The sequence below is a fragment of the Staphylococcus coagulans genome (assembly GCF_022557135.1).
GTDB classification, from domain to species: Bacteria; Bacillota; Bacilli; order Staphylococcales; family Staphylococcaceae; genus Staphylococcus; species Staphylococcus coagulans.
On the sequence record NZ_CP092966.1, the window covers coordinates 1,981,006 to 1,996,625 of the forward strand.

A 15,620-nucleotide genomic window follows, 5' to 3' on the forward strand; every position below is an offset into this window, starting at 1 on the left:
CATTCGTGATAAACTGATATATACGTATCATTTTAACATATTTGAGAGAGGATGGAATTATCATGCTTTACCGATTTGCTCACAAAACGGGGGTTTATGTTGTAGAAATTGTTGAAGAAGGCTCAGACCAATGTTTAGTTCAAGTATTACAAGTTATTAAACATCCTAAACAAGGTGACCTTCATCATCCGAATGAAGTGGAAGGTGTATTTTTCCACGAGCGTAAAGCTTTAAGTTTGTACGAAAAAAGATACACACCTCAAAGTCGATTGAAACCTTTTGACGGAGAGGTTGAAGACTACACCGTAACATTACAACGTGCAATCACTAACTTGGAAACGCAACTCAGTGAATTGGATACCGCTTATGAGCATGCATCTTTAGATTGTTTAACACGTTTAAAGAACGATTATTCACGTCAGTATAAAACAAATTTTGTTTAATATAGACGGGTTTCTTCTTATTTAAAAGGATATGAAAATCAAGCCAACCATTGGTCTGCCATGTTTTTCACAAGTTTCATAATCATGTATAATATTCTTATCGTAGTTTTTTTAAAGGAGGTCAATCTATGAGTTGGTTACATATTGCGGTCCTTTTACCGTTAATATTCGCAATACTCATTCCAATCTTATATCGTTTCTATAAACGAATTCATCTAGGTTGGTTTGTATTACCTATACCGGTAGTATTGTTTGTTTACTTTTTTTCATATATTAAACCAACAATGTCCGGGCAATTTACTGAACGATCAGTTGCTTGGATGCCACAAATCGGAATGAACTTTGATGTTTATGTCGATGGCCTTGGCTTATTATTCAGTTTGCTCATTACTGGCATAGGGAGTCTTGTTGTACTATATTCAATTAGTTATTTAAGCCAGTCTGAACAACTGGGTAACTTCTATTGCTATTTATTAATGTTTATGAGTGCGATGTTAGGCGTCGTCCTTTCTGACAATTTACTCATACTTTATTTCTTTTGGGAATTAACATCATTTTCAAGTTTCCTATTAATTTCATTCTGGAGACATAAAGAAAGATCATTATATGGTGCAATGAAGTCTATGATGATTACCGTTTTTGGCGGTCTTTCATTATTGGGGGGCTTTATTTTACTTTACCTTGCTTCAGGCACATGGCGTATTCGTGAAATCATCGCGCATGTCGATCAAGTTCAGTCATCTCCTATTTTTATATTGGCAATGATTTTTGTCATTATAGGTGCAATGACTAAATCTGCACAGTTTCCATTTTATATTTGGTTACCGGATGCGATGGAAGCACCGACACCAGTCAGCGCTTATCTTCACTCGGCAACAATGGTAAAAGCAGGAATTTATCTTGTAGCTCGCTTAACACCGATTTTTGCTGTGTCACAAGGTTGGATATGGACTGTGACGCTATTCGGTTTAGTGACCTTATTTTGGGCATCACTGAATGCGACTAAGCAACAAGATCTTAAAGGGATTTTGGCATTTTCGACTGTTTCCCAATTAGGTATGATTATGGCGATGCTCGGGGTGGGTGCCGTGAGCTATCACTTTGAAGGTGCCGACAGTAAGTTGTACATTGTCGCTTACAGTGCGGCGATTTTTCATTTAATCAACCATGCAACTTTTAAAGGTGCTTTATTTATGATTACAGGTGCCGTCGATCATGCAACTGGTACGAGAGATACGCGTAAATTGGGCGGCTTAATGACGATTATGCCTATTTCCTTTACGCTTTCCATCATTACTTCTTTAAGTATGGCTGGTGTACCACCATTTAACGGTTTCTTATCTAAAGAGCAATTTTTAGAAGCAATGATTGGTGTTACACATGCATCACTATTTAGTTTGAATACAATTGGTATTTTAATTCCAATTGTGGCAGTCGTCGGAAGTATTTTTACTTTTGTTTATTCATTCATATTTATTTCTGAAATCTTTTTAGGACAACATCATCCTGATGCATTGCCTAATAAAGCACATGAAGCACCTATTCTGATGAATATTCCACCAATTATTTTATCTACATTAGTGATATTGTTTGGTTTATTCCCAAGTGTTGTGTCTTCTCCATTAGTTGAACCCGCTGTTCAATCTATTGCCAATGTTGATAAAGTTGAAGCCACATTCCACTTATGGCATGGCTTCACACCAGCATTTCTATCAACGCTAGTGATTTATATTGTCGGCGCTGGCTTATTACTCACATTCAACTCTTGGGCACCTATGTTGAGACGTATACCTAAATGGTTCACATTAAACCACTGGTACGATCAAACAGGTCGTTATACACCATATTATGCGACTCAAATTACACGCACTTATATGACAGGCTTCAACCGTAATAACCTAGTCATTATTTTTTCAACAATGATTCTCTTGACTTTCATCACACTCGTATCGTTACCATTTTCTTTTGATTTTGTGAAAGTCTCACCTATTAGACCTTACGAGTTTATTTCAGTGGTGACGATTGTTATTGCTGCAGTCATGATTATCTTTGCTAGATCACGACTCTTTAGCATCATTATGTTAAGTGCTGTCGGTTATTCTATGGCGATATTCTTTATTTTCTTTAATGCACCAGACTTAGCATTAACACAATTTGTAGTTGAAACGATTTCAACAGCACTCTTCTTACTTTGTTTCTATCACTTACCTAATATGAGTCGCTACAATGAGTCAGTGAGATACAAAGTCGGTAATGCAATTATCTCTATTGGGGTCGGTGTTGTGGTCACTATCCTTGGCTTGATTGCATACGGTAATCGTCATTTTGAATCTATTAGTGCTTTTTATAAAGCGCATGTGTATGACTTGGCACAAGGTAAGAACATGGTCAACGTTATACTTGTAGACTTCCGTGGTACCGATACATTATTTGAATCTTCTGTGCTCGGTATTGCTGGTATGGGGATTTATACATTAATTAAATTACGTGCGAAACACAAAAATGGATACGAAAGGGTTGAGAAGATTGAACAGACAGAAAAATGATCTCATTGCACAATATTCATCACTGATTATCTTTTTCTTGATTATGATGTTTGGCTTCTCACTTTTCTTAGCCGGACATTACACACCTGGAGGCGGCTTTATTGGAGGACTTCTCGTTTCAAGTGCGCTCGTTATTATTGCTGTGGCATTTGACGTTAAGACTTTACGTAAAGTGTTTCCATGGGACTTTAAAAAGCTTATAGCACTAGGCTTAACATTTTGTGTCGGTGCACCAATGTTAAGTTGGACATATGGTAAAAACTTTTTTACTCATCGTGCTTTCGAAATTCCTTTACCATTGTTACAACCTATGCATGTTCATACAGCTGTTATTTTTGATACAGGTGTATTGTTTGTAGTAGTAGGCACTGTACTCACTATAATTTTAACGATTGGAGAGAATGAGTAATGGAAATTGTATTGATTATTGTTTGTGGCATACTGACTTCAATCAGTGTCTATCTCATTCTTTCTAAAAGTTTAATTAGAATTATCATTGGTACGACATTGCTCTCACATGCTGCAAACCTATTTATGTTAACAATGGGTGGGCTTAAAAACGGAAATGTACCGATTTATGAAAAAGGGGTTACAGATTATGTTGATCCCATTCCGCAGGCCCTCATCTTAACTGCAATTGTTATTTCTTTTGCAGTGACAGCCTTTTTCTTAGTATTAGCTTTTAGAAGTTATAAAGAATTAGGTACGGATAACGTTGAAAGAATGAAAGGAGTGCCACAAGAAGATGATAACTGAGAATTTACTCGTAGCGGTTTTAGTGGTCCCTATTATTACCGCGATACTCTTAATTTTTAGTGGCCTCCGCCCTTTTATTAAACGCTATATTGCATTAATCGGGACATTAGTGACATTAGGCTTTTCAATCCTCAATTTAACTCATGTATGGCAAGCCGGTCATCCGATTATTTTAGAATTAGGTTCTTGGAAAGCCCCATATAGTATTGTTTTTGTTTTAGACTTATATAGTGCTTTACTCGTTACAACGAGTACAATTATCACGATGATGATTATACTATTCTCATACCAATCGATTGGTTTACATCGTGAAACGTATTATTACTATTTCACTGTCATGATGATGCTCACTGGAATCAACGGGGCATTTATCACAGGTGATATTTTTAACTTATTCGTATTTTTTGAAGTATTCTTAATGGCTTCTTACGGTTTAATGGTGATTGGTGGGACAAAAATCCAACTTCAAGAAAGTGTTAAGTATCTTCTTGTCAACGTGGTTTCATCTGCATTTTTCGTTATCGCAGTTGGTATCTTGTATTCAATTGTCGGAACGTTAAATTTAGCCGATATTAGTCAAAAGCTATCTGTTGTAGGTAAAGATCATCCAGGCTTACTCAGCATTGCATTCATTCTTTTTATATTTGTATTTGCTACTAAAGCGGGCGCTTTCCCTATGTATGTATGGTTACCTGGTGCGTATTATGCACCACCATTTGCGATCATCGCATTTTTCGGTGCCCTATTAACAAAAGTCGGTGTTTACGCATTGACACGTGTAATGAGTCTATTTTTCCATGATACACTTACATTTTCACATTACACAGTGTTAGCTTTAGCCCTATTAACCATTATTTTTGGTTGTGTAGGGGCTGTCGGTTTTAGAGATACCAAACGTATTATTTTATATAATATTATGATTGCTGTAGGTGTTATTCTCGTTGGTGTCGCTATGATGACCAAGTCTGGCATTATCGGTGCCATTTACTACACACTGCACGATATGTTAATCAAAGCAGCATTATTCTTTTTAATCGGTATTATGTATAAAATTACGAAGACAACTGATTTAAGAAACTTTGGCGGATTAATCCACCATTATCCTGTTTTAGGATGGACTTTCTTTATTGCTGCACTGAGTTTAGCTGGAATCCCACCATTTAGTGGTTTCTATGGAAAGCTTTATATCGTACGTGCTGCTTTTGAAGAAGGCTTTTATGCCTCAGGTATCATTGTCTTACTTTCAAGTCTTGTCGTGCTCTATTCCGTGATGAATATCTTCTTAAAAGGATTCTTCGGAAAGAGTTATGGCTATGTCTATAATCCAAGACTGCATCACCGTGGATTACTAGCCGTCGGTATCCTATCCGTTGTCATTGCTGTTGCTTTCGGTTTAGGTGCTGGACAATTATACCCTATTGTCGCAGAAGCAGCTAAGTCGTTCTATCAACCTGACACATACATTCATAGCGTATTGGGGGTGAAGTAATATGGCAGTACAAATAGTGATTAATTTGATTTTAGCAATATTTTGGTTGTTTTTATCAGATAGTTATACGATGAATTCTTTCGTCCTAGGCTACCTTTTTGCGTTACTATTAGTTTATTTGATGCGTAAAATCTTGCCCGGCCGATTTTATATCATTACGCTATACAAAATCATTAAACTTGTCTTTGTTTTCTTAATCGAATTAATTAAAGCAAATATCGACGTATTGCGTATTATTCTTCAACCGCGCATTAAAAATGAATCTGCTTTCTTTGTCTATGAGACAGATTTACAACATAAATGGCAAGTCGCGTTACTTTCCAATCTCATTACATTAACTCCAGGTACGGTTGTTATCGGAGTAAATGATGATATGAAACGCTTATATATTCACTGTTTAAACTTCTCTACAAAAGAAGAAGAAGTGGCAAGTATTAAAGGCTCTCTTGAAAAAGCAGTGAGAGAGGTGGGTGAATCGTAATGAACTTTGATGTTTTTATTATTATCGCATTAGTTATTGTCGTCCTTTCGATTTTAGCCATCCTTGTCCGTGTAATTTTGGGTCCAACTTTACCTGATCGCGTTGTAGCGTTAGATGCGATCGGTATACAGTTAATGGCTATCGTCGGCCTGTTTTCAATCATACTCGATACACATTATATGATTGTTGCGATTTTATTAATTGGTATTCTCGCTTTTCTAGGCACTGCTGTTTTCGCGAAATTTATGGATAAAGGTCAGGTGATTGAACATGACAGAGACAATCGTGATTAGTATAGGATTGATACTTGTCATCATTGGTGCATTATTTAGTGCATTGGCTGCGATTGGGATGTTAAGACTTGACGATGTTTATTCACGTGCACATGCAGCGGGTAAAGCAGCAACTTTAGGTACGATGCTTTTGTTAACAGGAACTTTTATTTATTTTATCGGTAAAGAAGGTTACGTTAATTTTCAACTCTTAATCGGTATCGCATTCGTATTTTTAACTGGTCCGCTCTCAAGTCATTTAGTCTTGAAGTCAGCTTATAATCTCAAGACACCTGCTTCAAAGCGTTTAAAGCTAGATGAAGTTAAAGATGACATGAAAGGTACGAAGTTATAGTTCCTCATTGATTCAATTTGATTATCTATTGAGGATATTAAAGACATTAAAAAGCCCGAGATTTTTCGTGAAAATCACGAAATCATCTCGGGTTTTGATTGATATTAAGTAATTAGTGCATACACATATTTTCAATACAGCAAGAATGTAAATGTGACCTAACTTGCATGTAATTCACATTTGTAAATTTTAGACCTCTAAACTGACTCCCGTTTAATCGGTTTAATTGCGAGTGTTCCGCGCATTACTGATATCAGTTCGTCATCTTCATTCGTCATACGAATATCCCAAACATGCGTGGATCGCCCTTCATGTAAAATACGTGCCTCAGCATAAATCATACCTTCTCGTGCAGATTTAATATGATTTGTATTCATTTCTAAACCTACAGGGATACCTTGACTCGGTTCTAATAAATTGAATGATCCTATTGAACATGCCGTTTCACCTAACGCCATTGTCGCGCCACCATGTAGATAACCGAAAGGCTGCTTTACCTTATCGGATACAGGCATAGACAATTTAACATAGCCTGGTGATTCACTCACTTTTTTAATCTCTAATAGTTCCATAAGATGTGTCATCTTATTGTCCCCCTTTCTCGTTTATTATAATATAAGTGCAGCAATCGTTCCCATAATAATCAACGGCACATTATAAAAAACAAAGTTAGGAATACATGTATCTCGGATATGGTCGTGCTGACCATCTATATTTAATCCTGCTGTCGGTCCTAATGTTGAATCACTTGCAGGTGAACCTGAATCCCCTAATGCACCTGCTGTACCAATTAAAGCAATCAATGCCATCGTACTCATCCCTAAAGATTCTCCGAAAGGAATAAACAATGCTGCAAGAATCGGTATCGTCGCAAAAGATGAACCGATACCTAACGTCACAACAAGTCCAATAATATACATTAAAATAATACTTAAAAATTTATTGTCCCCTGCGATAAGTGTCAGACTATTGACCAACTTTTGAATATCCCCTGTTTCATTCATCACCCCAGCAAAACCATTAGCAGTCAATATAACCACACCAATATAGGCCATAATTTTAATACCATCGACAAATTGATCATCTAAACTCTTCCATGAGTATAGTCCTGAAACAAAGAAAACAAGGACACCAGCTAACGCTCCAAATATCATTGAATCCGTCAAAGTTTGAACGGTAAACGTTGCAAGTATCGCGACAATGGTTACAACAAGCACATATGGCTTAAGTTCTACAGTTGCTTCTGCTTGATTAGTTTTAATTTCTTTATAAATTCTAGGTTTACGATAATATATCATTGCAGCAATTAAACCAATGATATAACCAGACGCTGGGATAAGCATCGCTTTCCAAATCGAGTTAAAAGCAATTGGATGATGCGCTTTTTCAAAACCTTTTTGAATGATTTCATGAAAGATGTGACCAAAACCAAATGGCAACAACACGTATGGGAAACAGAGACCAAAACCAATAATCATTGCAATTAAACGTCGATCCATTTTCAACTCATTAAATAAGCTGAGTAAAGGCGGAATAACAATAGGAATAAACGCAATATGTACTGGAATGACATTCTGACTCATAATACTAAGCATCAGTAAACTCACAATAATTAAGACTTTTATCTTAATTCGGGATACCTTCGTTTCTTCTGCACGAATCGATTGAATAATCTTTTTTACAAGATAGTCAGTAATACCACTATATGAAATTAGGGCAGCAAAACCACCAAGTAATGCATAACTTAACGCCACTTCTGCGCCATCTACAATATTATCAGTGAACGTAGAAATCGTATGATGCAATGGTAAGCCTGCAAGCAAACCACCTATGAGCGCACTGATAAACAAACTGATGACAACATTTAGTCGGCATAAGCAAAGTATAATCATAATGACGACTGCAATTAAAACAGAATTCATTCCAAAATCTCCTTTAGTTCATTATCGAGTTAAAGTGTATGTTTAATATACTAACAGTTATTATACATTTCGTCAATCGACTATAAAATTTAAGGCTGAGCTAAGCACTAAAAAGCTTTTACGTAATCAAAAAGCCATTAAAACTTAATATAGCTGATCTATAAGTAAAGCCTTTTTCAGTCATTTATAAGATTAAGCAGTGATAAATATTTCAAACAACAAAGAGAGCAAGAAGAGATATCTTATATATTTAGATATCTTCTCGCTCTCATGTCTATTAATATGTGAATTAAAGCTTTTTCGGATAAGATATACGTGATGACTCGTGTTTGATAACGTACCAATATACATCAGGTCATCATGTCTCAAACCTAATCGTTTTCCTCAATAATCTTTACTTAGATTTATTCACTATCAATTGTTCCGTATTTCGTTTTTAACCAATCCACAACAGTTGGAATCATGTAACCTGTTGGTCCTTTAGGTCCTCTATGTGATGCTTTTTCGGTTGTCGCAGGCCCTGCAATATCGAAGTGTAAGTGTGGTGTTTCACCACTAAAGTGTGTCACAAAAGCAGCTGCAAATAAGGCGCCACCTGGTGAATTCACATGGTTCGTTAAGTCAGCAACATCTGAAGATTTTAACTTTTTACGTTCAGTTTCAGTAATAGGCAGTTCAAAAACAAGCTCTTCATATCGTTGTGCTGATTGAAGTACTTCTTCTAATGCTTTAGGATCAACATTCTTTTTAAATACTGCAGCTTTATCTTCACCTAGTGCTGCAATCGCTGCACCTGTTAAAGTCGCAAAATCTAAAATGATTTGTGGTTGGTATTGATTCACAAAGAATGTCGCATCCGCTAAAACAAGTCGCCCTTCTGCGTCTGTGTTTGGAATTTCAACCGTTTCTCCACTTAATGCAGTAAATACATCATCTGGTTTCATTGCATTGTTCGCTACCATATTTTCTGCAGCTGCAACGACTGCGACGATATTGACTTTTAGTTTAAGCTCTTTTGCCGCTTCAATCATACCAATGACATTTGCTGCACCACACATGTCAAACTTCATCGTCGGCATTGTTGTACGTGTCTTAATGGTATAACCACCTGAATCATAAGTAATCCCTTTACCGACTAGTGCGACCACTTGGTCTGAATTGTCAGGGTCACCATAATATTCTAAAGTGATGACTCTAGGTGGATTAATTGAACCTTTACCGACAGCATGAACTAAACCAAATCCTTCTTGTTGAATAGCTTGCTCATCTTTAATGTCGACTTTAACAGCCGAATCTTTAAAGTATTGTTCCACTGTTTCAGCTAAGTATTGAGGTGTCATAATATTAGGCGGAATATTACCTAAATCGCGCGCTTTATTAATGGCACGTCCTAATTTTTGACCCGCTTCAATCGCTTTCTTTTCATCTTGCAAATACTGATCAGTCGATGTCATTTTTATACGGAAAGCAGGTTTCTTATCAGATTTATAATCATCAAATTGATAAATTGATTGCTCGCTTTGTACTCCCATTAAATTAAAAACGGTACTAGGTTCTAAAGATTTTGCTAAAAACGTATTCGCTTTAAGCTCTATTTTAGAGATAGATTTCTTTTGTAAGTATTGGAATAAATTACCCCAAATTTTTAAATAATCTTTTTCTTCCATTTGATTGATATTCCCTAACCCAACAGTAATCAAATGGCGTACTTCATTATCAATCGATACCGCAGTTGAAGCAACCTCACCGCGTTGAGAACTGATAATATGACTCGCTTTCAAATCACTTAATGCATCAAAAAGTGATTGTTCTTGCTTTACTTCATCAAAATATTGATTTAAATGTTCTGGGATTCCTGCAACAATAACTGTCGCATGCGCTGTATTTTGTGTTCCCACTACATTCACTCCTTTCAAGTATGTAAATAGGGGGGCGGAAAAGAAATCCTATCATTGATTAAGATTCCTAACTCCCGCCCCCATGTGGCTGACTATTTTAGTCTTTGTATAGGCAAAGGACTTCTGCTCTCATTTGCATATACTTTTTTATGCTTCATCAAACAATATATTCATTGTCATTGTTTTAAATATAATTGTGTCGTTACCGGTGATGATAAGCTTATGACAACTTAGCAACTTAGCGCATCACTTAATCTGACTGATGAAAAAATATCTATGAGCCACTGATACCATGAAAGAGACAGGTAAGTTGTGTTTGTTTTAGCATTTAAACAGTTTGATTTCAACTCAATCTATTAAAATTTACCTTTTTTGTATGCTAATCCGATACCACCTAATTTGAAAATAGCACGTGTATCAATCACACGTTTTAAGAATGCAGCTTTTTTACCAGTGATTTCGCGACCAAATACAACACCTACACCGTCACGATGACCTAATGAACATACTGTACCACGATCATGGTATACAAATGGCTCAGTAGATTCACCTTTCAATATTTTAGCAACGTTTGTTGCTGTTTTTTCACCTTGTTGCATTGCAAGTTGTGCTGTTGTTGGTAATGGACGTTCTTCGCCTTCAGGAATAAATGCAGAGACATCACCAATAACAAAGATATCGTCGTAACCTTCGATTGTTAAATCTTGTTTTGTTACGATGCGACCACGTTTTACACCTTCGAATGATTTTTCCATTAAATGGCTACCTCTTACACCTGCAGCCCATACCACTGTATTCGCTTCAAGTTGTTGTTCTTCATCGTTTACTTTTACAACGAATCCTTTTTCATTCGCTGCTACAATCGGTGTACCAACTTTAAATTCAACGCCACGTTCTTCTAAGTAGCTCACAGCATAGCTCACAAGATCATCAGAGAACATTGGTAACATTTTTGGTGCGGCTTCAACACAAGTCATTTTAACCTTACTTGAATCTACACCATATTTATTCGCTAATTCTGGAATACGATCAGTTAATTCACCTAAAAATTCGATACCTGTAAAGCCAGCGCCTCCAACAAGGATAGCTAAATCTTTATCGTCTTTTGTTTTTGAAGCGGCATAATTCGCAAATTGGTCTTCAATATGGCGAGAAATTTGACGTGACGTATGCACGTTTTCGATTTGGAAAGCATGTTCTTTCATACCAGAAATGCCAAAAGTTTCTGATTCAAAACCTAATGCTACGACTAAAATATCATATTCAAAAATACCATGTGTTGTTTCAACTTTTTTTGCATTGCGATCAATCTTAGTCACTTCAGCGCACACAAAATCAACATGTTTTTTCAACACGCTTTGAATTGGATATAATGCATCTTCATAGCTGATCGTACCAGCTGAAGCTTCATGTAACCAAGTTGACTCATAGTGGTAGTCATTTTTGTTGATTAATGTGATTTGTGCATCTTGTTCAGATAATTGCTTTTGAAGTTTAGCCACAGTTTGTAAGCCAGCATAACCAGCACCTAAAACGAGTACTTTTTTGCTTTCTGCCATTTGTATTCACCTATTCTTTCATAATATAATCTAATGATTTGTATATACTGTATACCCTCGAAATTTTACAGTATATCAATTGTAAAAATAATGTCATTAATAAGTGTATAGTTTTTTAGAATTGAATTCAAGTTAATATGTCATAAGATTGTAACAGCTTCCGACTTTGTTGTTTAATATACTATTCTATTTTCTCATCTTCTATATCTTTTCGTCAAAAATTCAATTATAAACGATACAAATGGCCTTTTTAGTATGTATGAGATATCCTTAAAAGCGCTGAAACATCAAAAATTTTAGCCCTGACCATTTGTTATTTTAATTGTTCGTAATAAGTACCAAAAACACGGAAAATTATCAAGTTGTGGTTTAACATTAGCTATGACTCACTTTTTTCCACAAAACCTTTTCTTACCAGAAAGCTTAAAATCAGAAAGTAAAAACGATTTATATAATGAAAAAGTTATGGTCAGCAGGATTTTCATTATAAATATTGACAAACTGATCATGCATGAACAACTTAATATTCATTTTAAAGTTTTTTTATTAATTAAAATAACTACAATGTTAATAATAAGCCACGTAATTTGTATAAATAACGGAAACAAAAAAGCAACTAACAAAACTAGAAATGCTACTAATTTTGTATCAAAGGTTTGAATTGCACCAGACCCATCAACTTCTCTTGTCCAAATAAAAATACTTCCTATAAAAAATATAATTAACAAAAAAGCATTTACCGCCCACCAAGCTATCCATGAGGCTTTCATAGTTCCAACCCCTTTAGTTTTCCTATATTACATATTATAAGTGCACAAATGTACAATACATAATCTCACTTAAATGAGACTTTTTAGCTACAGTATAAACGAAAGTATAAGTATTTATAAATGACAACTAAAAAAGTAGGTATCGGATTTGTTAAAAGACAAACTCGATACCTACTACTATAATCACATTCTCAAAAACTCCTGATTAACAATCCTCAGGTGTGCCTGCAACTTGTGCTGTTCTGAATGAGCTTCCACAGCCACATGAAGCAATAGCATTCGGATTATCAATTTGGAAGCCACCGCCCATTAATGATTGTTTGAAGTCGATTGTTGTGCCATTCAATATTGGGGCATCCGCTTTATCCACAAGGACTTTTAGCCCAAAAAATTCTAAAACTTCATCATTTTCGCCTGGTTCTGGTTCAGCAGTCATTCCATATGTGAGGCCTGTACAACCGCCCCCTTGAACTTTAACTTTTAAATAACCTTCTGGCATATCATTTTGTTCCAACATATCTTTCACTTCATAAGCTGCTGCTTCTGTTAAATTTACTGTAGCCATAGCAAAGCCTCCCTTAAAAAATCCATGTTTCTTCTATATGTGCATATATATTCTGTAATAAATCATCAGGTGTGTCACCCTCTACCATATCTCCATTGACGAGCGCATAAAGACCAGATGAACAAATGCCACAATTTTGTAAACATCCATAATCAAGAACGTCAACATTCGGATCGTTCTCTAACGTTTGATACACTGATTCTGAGCCTCTTGCCATATTGGAAATACAGAATTCGACAATCGGATTCATTTTACACCCTCTTCTATTTTTTAGTGATGTCATTATAACAAACTTTAACCTTTTCTTCTATGGAGTCGCTCATCTTCCCTCATCCTGTTTCTATTGAATACAATCAATATATAATTGAAATTTTACAATTATTTTACTTTGAGTATGTTTGTATGGTTTTCGAAAAAAAGATATAATTAGTATTAAGAAAGTAGGATTTTATGCAACTATCCGCATTGATCATAAGGGGTAAATGTTTAATGTGTGAATAGTAAATTTCATCTCTAAAGGGGTATTCAAAAATGAAGAATTTAGTTTTGTTAGGTGGCGGTTACGGTAATATGCGTATCATGTCTAAAATTCTACCTGATGCGCTTCCAGAAGATTATCATATTACGTTAATCGACCGCATGCCTTACCACGGACTTAAAACCGAGTTCTATGCATTAGCAGCTGGATCAAAGTCTGACAAAGAGGTACGTGTTAATTTTCCACATCACGACAGAACCAATACAGTCTATGGCGAAATTACAGATATCGATTTAGATAATCAAATTATTTCAGTAGGACAAAACAAGGTAGATTATGATGAACTTGTCATTGGCTTAGGTTGTGAAGACAAATATCATAATGTGCCTGGGGCTAAAGCTTATACTTATAGTATTCAAACACTGCAAAAGGCTAGAAAAACATACCACGATATTAGTGAACTCCCTTCTAATGCTCAAGTGGGTATTGTGGGTGCGGGACTGAGTGGTATTGAATTAGCAAGTGCATTGAGAGAGAGTCGTAGCGATTTAAAAATTTATTTATACGACCGTGGCGAACGTATCCTTAATCAATTTCCGGAAAAACTAAGTAATTACGTAAAAAAATGGTTTGAAGAAAACGATGTTACAGTCGTCCCGAATTCAGATATTGTTAAAGTTGAGCCGGGCATTCTTTACAATAAAGAAACCGAAAACAAACATGACTTAATTGTTTGGACAGCTGGCATACAACCTGTTGAAATCGTAAGGAATTTACCAGTTGATCTCAGCCGTAGCAATCGCGTTATGGTCAATCAGTATCATCAAATTCCTACATATCCAAACGTTTATGTTGTTGGAGATTGCGCAAATCTACCGCACGCACCGAGCGCTCAACTCGCTGAAGTACAAGCAGATCAAATTGCGATGGTCTTAAAGACGCAATGGGCTGGCAAACCGTTACCTAATAAGATGCCAGAAATTAAAATTCCAGGCTTTTTAGGTTCGCTAGGAGAGAAAAAAGGCTTTGCTTATTTGATGGATACAACGGTCACGGGTCGCCTTGCATCAATACTAAAATCCGGTGTGCTATGGCTGTATAAGCACCATAATGGTTAATCCTCAACGCTTTTTCTATTCATGTTACAAAACTAAAATGAAGCGGTACAGACGTCGAATTTTTGACGCTGTACCGCTTAAATATTTAGAAATAGGCTAACATTCATTTCTCGTTAAATCCATTGTATGTGTCACCATAAACCTACAAACTTTACTTATCACCCTACCACAACATGTCAATTTTAATTTCTAACGCTTCGTTGACGCTTTTTTCATTCTGCAGTGACATCAAAATGTTGTTCGACAAAACGTTTAATCGGTTTAAGCTGAATATATCCATCAGCTACGTATTCATCGTTCATTGTCACAAGAGGATAAAACAATTCATCTTCTTGAATTTGTTCAATGAACTGCACATCATGATCTGTTAGGTTTTCAGTTGTTTTTTCAATATCAATATAAGTATACTCAAAATCAATATTTGGATATTTCCTAGGTAATAATGTTTTCAACCAATCATACGTATTTTCAGAACTTGGTGCATTCACACAACTTGCACAAATAACATCCGCGCCATAGACAACCACACTCACTTTTCTCATGTATGCCCCCTAATTGATTCAATAGATTTTTTGTTCTACTTCTATTATAATAAAAAAATAAGCTCAAATAGAACCATTTAACTTGAAAGGAGGCATTATCCATGCCAACTGAAAATGCGACAATGTACGATCAAGTTGCAGAAGTGATTGAGAAACTACGTCCATTCTTATTACGTGACGGGGGGGACTGTGAACTTGTCGACGTTGAAGATGGTATCGTAAAACTTCAATTACTCGGTGCATGTGGGACTTGCCCAAGTAGTACCATCACACTAAAAGCTGGAATCGAGCGTGCTTTAATAGAAGAAGTACCTGGTGTTGTAGAGGTTGAACAAGTATTCTAATCATAAACTCAATATAGAATTAGATTGTTAACGGGATATAAAAGGGAATAGAGGCTGGGATAGAAATCCCAAAATAAATAGC

The 15,620-nt window shown here is 35.9% G+C and carries 18 protein-coding genes; 10 read left to right on the forward strand and 8 right to left on the reverse strand.

Translation table 11 applies throughout. From position 1 onward, the window contains the following. Window positions 1–62: 62 nt before the first annotated feature. From kapB to KM149_RS09415, 8 genes are all read left to right on the forward strand, one after another. Entirely contained in the window at window positions 63–443 is a 381-nt protein-coding gene (gene kapB / locus KM149_RS09380) for a sporulation phosphorelay system protein KapB (RefSeq protein WP_214972527.1), read from the forward strand. Window positions 444–571: 128 nt separating this feature from the next. Then, complete coding sequence (locus KM149_RS09385) at window positions 572–2,989, forward strand: Na+/H+ antiporter subunit A (RefSeq protein WP_241415323.1); 2,418 nt, start codon at window positions 572–574, stop codon at window positions 2,987–2,989. Then, window positions 2,970–3,398 (forward strand): Na(+)/H(+) antiporter subunit B, encoded by a 429-nt coding sequence (locus tag KM149_RS09390; RefSeq protein WP_037559074.1) that lies wholly within the window; start codon window positions 2,970–2,972, stop codon window positions 3,396–3,398. Before KM149_RS09385 ends, KM149_RS09390 begins: the two co-directional genes overlap by 20 nt. Beyond that, window positions 3,398–3,745 carry a Na+/H+ antiporter Mnh1 subunit C gene (gene mnhC1, locus KM149_RS09395; protein WP_016424610.1) on the forward strand — a complete coding sequence of 116 codons (348 nt, stop codon included), beginning with the start codon at window positions 3,398–3,400 and terminating at the stop codon, window positions 3,743–3,745. Before KM149_RS09390 ends, mnhC1 begins: the two co-directional genes overlap by 1 nt. Then, the gene (locus tag KM149_RS09400; RefSeq protein ID WP_050331481.1) at window positions 3,735–5,234 is read left to right on the forward strand and encodes a Na+/H+ antiporter subunit D; all 1,500 of its coding nucleotides are present in this window, start codon (window positions 3,735–3,737) and stop codon (window positions 5,232–5,234) included. The genes mnhC1 and KM149_RS09400 overlap by 11 nt, the downstream gene beginning before the upstream one ends. A 1-nt stretch (window position 5,235) precedes the next feature. Next, a complete protein-coding gene (locus KM149_RS09405; RefSeq protein WP_050331482.1) occupies window positions 5,236–5,715 on the forward strand; it encodes a Na+/H+ antiporter subunit E in 480 nt (159 codons plus the stop codon). After that, a complete protein-coding gene (locus tag KM149_RS09410) occupies window positions 5,715–6,008 on the forward strand; it encodes a Na(+)/H(+) antiporter subunit F1 (protein ID WP_016424607.1) in 294 nt (97 codons plus the stop codon). Before KM149_RS09405 ends, KM149_RS09410 begins: the two co-directional genes overlap by 1 nt. Next, a complete protein-coding gene (locus KM149_RS09415) occupies window positions 5,986–6,342 on the forward strand; it encodes a Na+/H+ antiporter subunit G1 (RefSeq protein WP_016424606.1) in 357 nt (118 codons plus the stop codon). Before KM149_RS09410 ends, KM149_RS09415 begins: the two co-directional genes overlap by 23 nt. 197 nt (window positions 6,343–6,539) lie before the next feature. Here KM149_RS09415 and KM149_RS09420 read toward each other — a convergent pair whose 3' ends face one another. From KM149_RS09420 to KM149_RS09450, 7 genes are all read right to left on the reverse strand, one after another. Next, window positions 6,540–6,926: a PaaI family thioesterase gene (locus tag KM149_RS09420; protein ID WP_050331484.1), complete on the reverse strand. Its 387-nt coding sequence runs from the start codon at window positions 6,924–6,926 to the stop codon at window positions 6,540–6,542. A 24-nt stretch (window positions 6,927–6,950) separates the two neighbouring features. Continuing rightward, window positions 6,951–8,264 carry a Na+/H+ antiporter family protein gene (locus tag KM149_RS09425; RefSeq protein WP_103356173.1) on the reverse strand — a complete coding sequence of 438 codons (1,314 nt, stop codon included), beginning with the start codon at window positions 8,262–8,264 and terminating at the stop codon, window positions 6,951–6,953. A 404-nt stretch (window positions 8,265–8,668) separates the two neighbouring features. After that, complete coding sequence (locus KM149_RS09430) at window positions 8,669–10,162, reverse strand: M17 family metallopeptidase (protein WP_082704420.1); 1,494 nt, start codon at window positions 10,160–10,162, stop codon at window positions 8,669–8,671. Between the two features lie 356 nt (window positions 10,163–10,518). Continuing rightward, entirely contained in the window at window positions 10,519–11,721 is a 1,203-nt protein-coding gene (locus tag KM149_RS09435) for an NAD(P)/FAD-dependent oxidoreductase (protein ID WP_214972522.1), read from the reverse strand. Between the two features lie 527 nt (window positions 11,722–12,248). Continuing rightward, window positions 12,249–12,491, reverse strand: a complete 243-nt coding sequence (locus tag KM149_RS09440; protein ID WP_214972519.1) for a DUF3923 family protein — start codon at window positions 12,489–12,491, stop codon at window positions 12,249–12,251. Window positions 12,492–12,696: 205 nt separating this feature from the next. Continuing rightward, window positions 12,697–13,056 carry a HesB/IscA family protein gene (locus KM149_RS09445; RefSeq protein WP_016424601.1) on the reverse strand — a complete coding sequence of 120 codons (360 nt, stop codon included), beginning with the start codon at window positions 13,054–13,056 and terminating at the stop codon, window positions 12,697–12,699. Between the two features lie 13 nt (window positions 13,057–13,069). Continuing rightward, window positions 13,070–13,306: a YuzB family protein gene (locus KM149_RS09450; RefSeq protein ID WP_016424600.1), complete on the reverse strand. Its 237-nt coding sequence runs from the start codon at window positions 13,304–13,306 to the stop codon at window positions 13,070–13,072. A 281-nt stretch (window positions 13,307–13,587) separates the two neighbouring features. On the opposite strand from KM149_RS09450, the gene KM149_RS09455 reads away from it, so the two are divergent. Beyond that, complete coding sequence (locus tag KM149_RS09455; protein WP_050331488.1) at window positions 13,588–14,652, forward strand: NAD(P)/FAD-dependent oxidoreductase; 1,065 nt, start codon at window positions 13,588–13,590, stop codon at window positions 14,650–14,652. Between the two features lie 212 nt (window positions 14,653–14,864). Here the strand turns inward: KM149_RS09455 and KM149_RS09460 are convergent, their stop codons facing one another. After that, window positions 14,865–15,194, reverse strand: a complete 330-nt coding sequence (locus KM149_RS09460; RefSeq protein ID WP_050331489.1) for a YuzD family protein — start codon at window positions 15,192–15,194, stop codon at window positions 14,865–14,867. 101 nt (window positions 15,195–15,295) lie between these two features. Between KM149_RS09460 and KM149_RS09465 the strand changes: the two genes are divergently transcribed. Next, the gene (locus tag KM149_RS09465) at window positions 15,296–15,538 is read left to right on the forward strand and encodes a NifU family protein (RefSeq protein ID WP_016424597.1); all 243 of its coding nucleotides are present in this window, start codon (window positions 15,296–15,298) and stop codon (window positions 15,536–15,538) included. Window positions 15,539–15,620: the final 82 nt, after the last annotated feature.